Raw genomic sequence first — 4,463 nt, 5'->3', positions numbered from 1 at the left:
AATTAAAAGAAGAACTTGTTTTATTATCTCAACAACTAAAAGATTATCAGGATTTGGTTGATGAAAATACAAAACTTAAAAATTTACTTCATTTAACACATTCCAAAACAACGGAAGCAATATATGCCAATATAATAATAAGAGAACCTTTGCATTGGTATCAGGGGGTAATAATAAACAAAGGTTCCAACGACGGTTTAACGGATAACCTTCCCGTTTTGTTTGTTGATGAACACGGCACAACCTGTGTTTTCGGAAGAGTATCAAAAGTTTACAATACAACTTCGGAAATTGCCCTAATAACAAATTCTTTATCGTCAATGGTTGTTACGATAAATAACGGACAATCGGATTGTTTGGCGGAAGGTGCCGATATGCAATATTTAAAATTAAATTATATACCGGATAGCGAAAACTTACAAGTCGGGGATGAAGTTGTTACAAGCAAAATCAGTTCTATATTTCCTAATAATATTCCTATAGGAAAAATTGTCGAAATAACAAAAACTCCGTATAACGAATATTCCGAAGTATTAGTTTTGCCGTATTTCCAAACACAATCAATTTCCGAAGTTGCAATATTAGTGCCGAAAAAGGATAAAACAAATGCTTACGGTAATTAAATTATTGGTTCCGTATTTATCGTTAATAATAATTCAATTTGTACTTCCTAAATATTTTAATTTCAATAATATTTATCCGAATTTTATTATTATTTACATTGTTTTTATTGCATTAAACAAAGGTTCGATGAGCGGACAAATATCGGGATTTATATACGGTTTTACATGGGATATTTTATCTACGGATATTTTTGGTATCAGAACATTAACGTTAACCGTCTGCGGTTATTTGGCAGGGAAATTTAATAAAAAACTTAATAAAGACCAATATCTTGTTCAAATTATGCTTATGTTTATATGTTTGGTAATAACACAACTAAGTCTTTTTCTTCTTTATTTGATTATTCCAAACGATTTCGGCAACAGAAACTTATTTACAAATTATAATTCATTGATATCCGTACTTTTAACTTTATTTTTGACACCGATAGTTTTTAAAATATTAAATTATAATCTGTATGATTCAAAATAAATAAAAATTTAAATTGATTTTTAAAGGAGCATTTATGAATTTTTTACTGATAATAAAAACAATAGTTTTGGGAATTGTTGAAGGTTTAACTGAATTTTTGCCGATATCATCGACAGGTCACTTGATTGTATGCGCCGATATAATAAAATTTAATAACGAATTTGCTTCTCTTTTTGAAATAGTAATACAACTGGGGGCAATACTGGCCGTTGTATGGCTTTACAGAGAAAAAATTATAAATTTGATAAAAACGGTTTTCAATGATAAAAAATCTTTTGATTTTTCGGTTAATATTCTTATTGCTTTTATTCCGGCATCGGTCGTCGGCTTTTTCTTTCACGGTATAATAAAATCATATTTATTTAACCCTATAACGGTAGCATTTGCACTTATCATCGGCGGTTTTATAATACTTTATATAGAAAATAAACAAATAAAAGAAACAACCGAAGAAGCATTTGATATAAGTAAAAAATCCGCACTTATAGTGGGGCTTGCACAAATATTATCTTTAATTCCGGGTGTATCAAGAGCAGGCGCAACAATAATGGGCGGTGTCTGCTCGGGTTTATCAAGGAAAGCCGCTGCGGAATTTTCTTTCTTTTTGGCAATACCGATAATGTTTGCCGCTTCTTTATATGACTTATATAAAAGCTCTTCCGTTCTTAACTTTGATGCCTTTATTATAATAGCAATCGGATTTGTTTCCGCCTTTATTTCTGCCGTAGTTGTAATAAAATGGTTCATAAAATATATATCGGTTAATAATTTTAAAATTTTCGGTTGGTATAGAATTTTATTCGGAACTTTTCTTTTAATATTTTATTATTTTGTAAAAGGTTTATAATTTATGAAAAAAATATTTGAATATCCTGCAAAATTTATAAGAGCTTGTTATGATTGGACAATAAATTGGGCAAAAACAAAATATGCAAGTTGGGCTTTATTTTTAATAGCATTTGCCGAAAGTTCTTTTTTTCCTGTTCCGCCCGACGTTTTATTGATACCGATGGCTATAGCCGAAAGACAAAAATGGTTTCAAATTGCATTAATTTGTTCCGTCGGTTCCGTTTTGGGCGCATTACTCGGATATTTTATAGGATATCAATTTTATGAATTGATAGGGCAGAAAATAGTTGATTTATATAATTTACAACCTGCAGTAGATGCCGTAACGCAACAATATCATCAACACGCTTTTATTGCAATTTTTACCGCAGCATTTACACCGATACCTTTTAAAGTTTTTACGATTGTTGCCGGGCTTTGTAAAATATCAATAACAACTTTAATTATTGCATCCGCAATAGGAAGGTCTGCAAGGTTTTTTATCGTAGCATTTCTTATACGAATTTTCGGAGAAAAAATTCAATATTTTATAGAGAAATATTTTAATCTGCTTACAATTATTTTTGTTATTCTCCTTATCGGCGGTTTTTTCTGTATAAAATTTTTGAAACAATCATAAAATACTTTTAATTTTTTCAAATACTCAACATCTCTTATTCTTTTCACTTAAAAATTGCTTCGCAGCTTTATTGACTTAAAACAATTAAAAGAGATAAAATATTAAGATACTATTATTTTGGGATTTTAAATGGATAAAAGAACTGCGGAAGATATTAAAAAATTAAAATTAAACGGTGAAAAAATTGTAATGGTTACATGTTATGATGCAACTATGGCTAAAATTTTATCAAAATCCGACACAGATATGTTGTTGGTTGGCGATTCGGTAGGAATGACGAAATTAGGTTATAAAGATACATTACCCGTTACAATGGAAGATATGATTCACCATACAAAAGCGGTAGCAAACGGAACCGATAAAGAAAAAGTTGTTTTGGTTACGGATATGCCTTATAAATCTTATGAAGACAACCCGAAACTTGCTGTAGAAAATGCAAAAAAACTTATATCTTCCGGTGCGGATATGGTAAAACTTGAAGGCGGAGTTGAAATTATAGAGTCAATAAAAGCAATTATCAACGAAGGGATAAAAATTGTAGGGCATTTGGGACTTATGCCGCAATCGATAGAAAAAATGGGCGGTTACAAAGTTCAATGCAAAGACGAACAATCTCAAAAAAAGTTGCTTGAAGATGCTTTGCTTCTGGAAAAAGAAGGTGTTTCTTTAATCGTATTGGAAGGTATTCCCGAACAAGTTGCTAAAATGGTTACGGATAAATTATCAATACCGACAATAGGTATAGGGGCAGGCAAATATTGTGACGGACAAGTTTTGGTAAGTGATGATATGTTGGGAATGTTCACCGATTTTACACCGAAATTTGTAAAAAAATATGCTAATTTGGCAGAAACTATTCAGAACGCAGCAAAACAATACAGTTATGAAGTAAAAAATAATATTTTCCCGGAAGAAGGAAACACTTACAAATGAAGATAATAAAAAATCCTAATCAGTTGCAAAAAATTTGTATCGATTTACTTAAAAAGAAAAAAACTATAGGTTTAGTTCCTACTATGGGGGCTTTGCACAACGGACACATTTCTTTAATAAAAAAATCCGTTTCGCAAAACGATATTACGGTAGTTTCCGTATACGTTAACCCCATACAGTTCGGACCCAATGAAGATTACAATAAATATCCCAGGCCCATAGAACAGGATATTAAAATTTGTAAAGATAATAAAGTTGATTTTTTATTTTTACCGACTAACGAAATTCTATACGGTAAAAATTTCTCAACTTATGTATTTAATGATTCATTGTCAAAAATAATGTGCGGAGTTACAAGGCCGAATCATTTTCAAGGTGTAACAACCGTAGTTTCAAAATTATTCAATATAGTTATGCCGGACAGAGCTTATTTCGGCTTAAAAGATTATCAGCAATATGTGATTATAAAACAGATGGTTAGTGATTTGAATTTTAAAACAAAAATAATCGGTTGCCCGATAGTAAGGGAAAAAACAGGTCTTGCCATGTCAAGCAGAAACAAATATTTGTCAACAAACGAAGCACTTAATGCAAGCATAATTTCAAAAGTTCTTATTCAGGCAAAAAAAGAATTTACCGCACATAAACCGATAATTTCAATTATAAAAGATATAAAAAACAATTTATCAAAAATAACAGATTGCACCGTTGAATATATAGAAATACGAGAAGCCGAAACTTTAAAAGAAGCAAAAGAAAACACAAAAAATATCGTAATAGCCGTTGCGGTAAGAATAAATAAAGTAAGGTTAATCGATAATATTGTTTGTAAAAAATAAAATAAAAAGAGAGGTCTTATGAAAGTAAGAAGAAGATATTGGGTAAAACCTAAATTACAATTAAAATATTTATTGATTTTAGCCGGTATTATTGTTGTGTTGGCAGTATTAATATATTATACGTTTTT

General features: G+C 30.3%; 6 protein-coding genes. All 6 read left to right on the top strand.

What is annotated here, in order from left to right:
- A partial coding sequence (gene mreC / locus ACMUOV_RS04285) for a rod shape-determining protein MreC (RefSeq protein ID WP_413853880.1) occupies positions 1-623 on the top strand: 623 nt, incomplete at its 5' end.
- The gene (gene mreD, locus ACMUOV_RS04280) at positions 607-1,095 is read left to right on the top strand and encodes a rod shape-determining protein MreD (RefSeq protein ID WP_413853879.1); all 489 of its coding nucleotides are present in this window, start codon (positions 607-609) and stop codon (positions 1,093-1,095) included. The genes mreC and mreD, both read left to right, overlap by 17 nt.
- A gap of 34 nt (positions 1,096-1,129) precedes the next feature.
- The gene (locus ACMUOV_RS04275) at positions 1,130-1,942 is read left to right on the top strand and encodes an undecaprenyl-diphosphate phosphatase (RefSeq protein WP_413853878.1); all 813 of its coding nucleotides are present in this window, start codon (positions 1,130-1,132) and stop codon (positions 1,940-1,942) included.
- A gap of 3 nt (positions 1,943-1,945) precedes the next feature.
- Positions 1,946-2,563 carry a YqaA family protein gene (locus ACMUOV_RS04270; protein WP_413853877.1) on the top strand — a complete coding sequence of 206 codons (618 nt, stop codon included), beginning with the start codon at positions 1,946-1,948 and terminating at the stop codon, positions 2,561-2,563.
- 129 nt (positions 2,564-2,692) lie between these two features.
- Entirely contained in the window at positions 2,693-3,496 is an 804-nt protein-coding gene (gene panB, locus ACMUOV_RS04265) for a 3-methyl-2-oxobutanoate hydroxymethyltransferase (protein ID WP_413853876.1), read from the top strand.
- Positions 3,493-4,335 carry a pantoate--beta-alanine ligase gene (gene panC, locus ACMUOV_RS04260; RefSeq protein ID WP_413853875.1) on the top strand — a complete coding sequence of 281 codons (843 nt, stop codon included), beginning with the start codon at positions 3,493-3,495 and terminating at the stop codon, positions 4,333-4,335. Before panB ends, panC begins: the two co-directional genes overlap by 4 nt.
- Positions 4,336-4,463 lie beyond the last annotated feature (128 nt).

This window comes from Candidatus Ruminimicrobium bovinum, assembly GCF_902760015.1.
In the GTDB taxonomy this organism is placed as follows: Bacteria; Elusimicrobiota; Endomicrobiia; order Endomicrobiales; family Endomicrobiaceae; genus Ruminimicrobium; species Ruminimicrobium bovinum.
The sequence above is the reverse complement of the archived record's forward strand: the minus strand, read 5'-3'. Positions and strand labels throughout refer to the sequence as shown.

Coding starts and splice junctions, on each gene's coding strand:
- ACMUOV_RS04275 (WP_413853878.1), top strand. CDS start 1,130: ATGAATTTTTTACTGATAATAAAAACAATAGTTTTGGGAATTGTTGAA.
- ACMUOV_RS04270 (WP_413853877.1), top strand. CDS start 1,946: ATGAAAAAAATATTTGAATATCCTGCAAAATTTATAAGAGCTTGTTAT.
- mreD (WP_413853879.1), top strand. CDS start 607: ATGCTTACGGTAATTAAATTATTGGTTCCGTATTTATCGTTAATAATA.
- panC (WP_413853875.1), top strand. CDS start 3,493: ATGAAGATAATAAAAAATCCTAATCAGTTGCAAAAAATTTGTATCGAT.
- panB (WP_413853876.1), top strand. CDS start 2,693: ATGGATAAAAGAACTGCGGAAGATATTAAAAAATTAAAATTAAACGGT.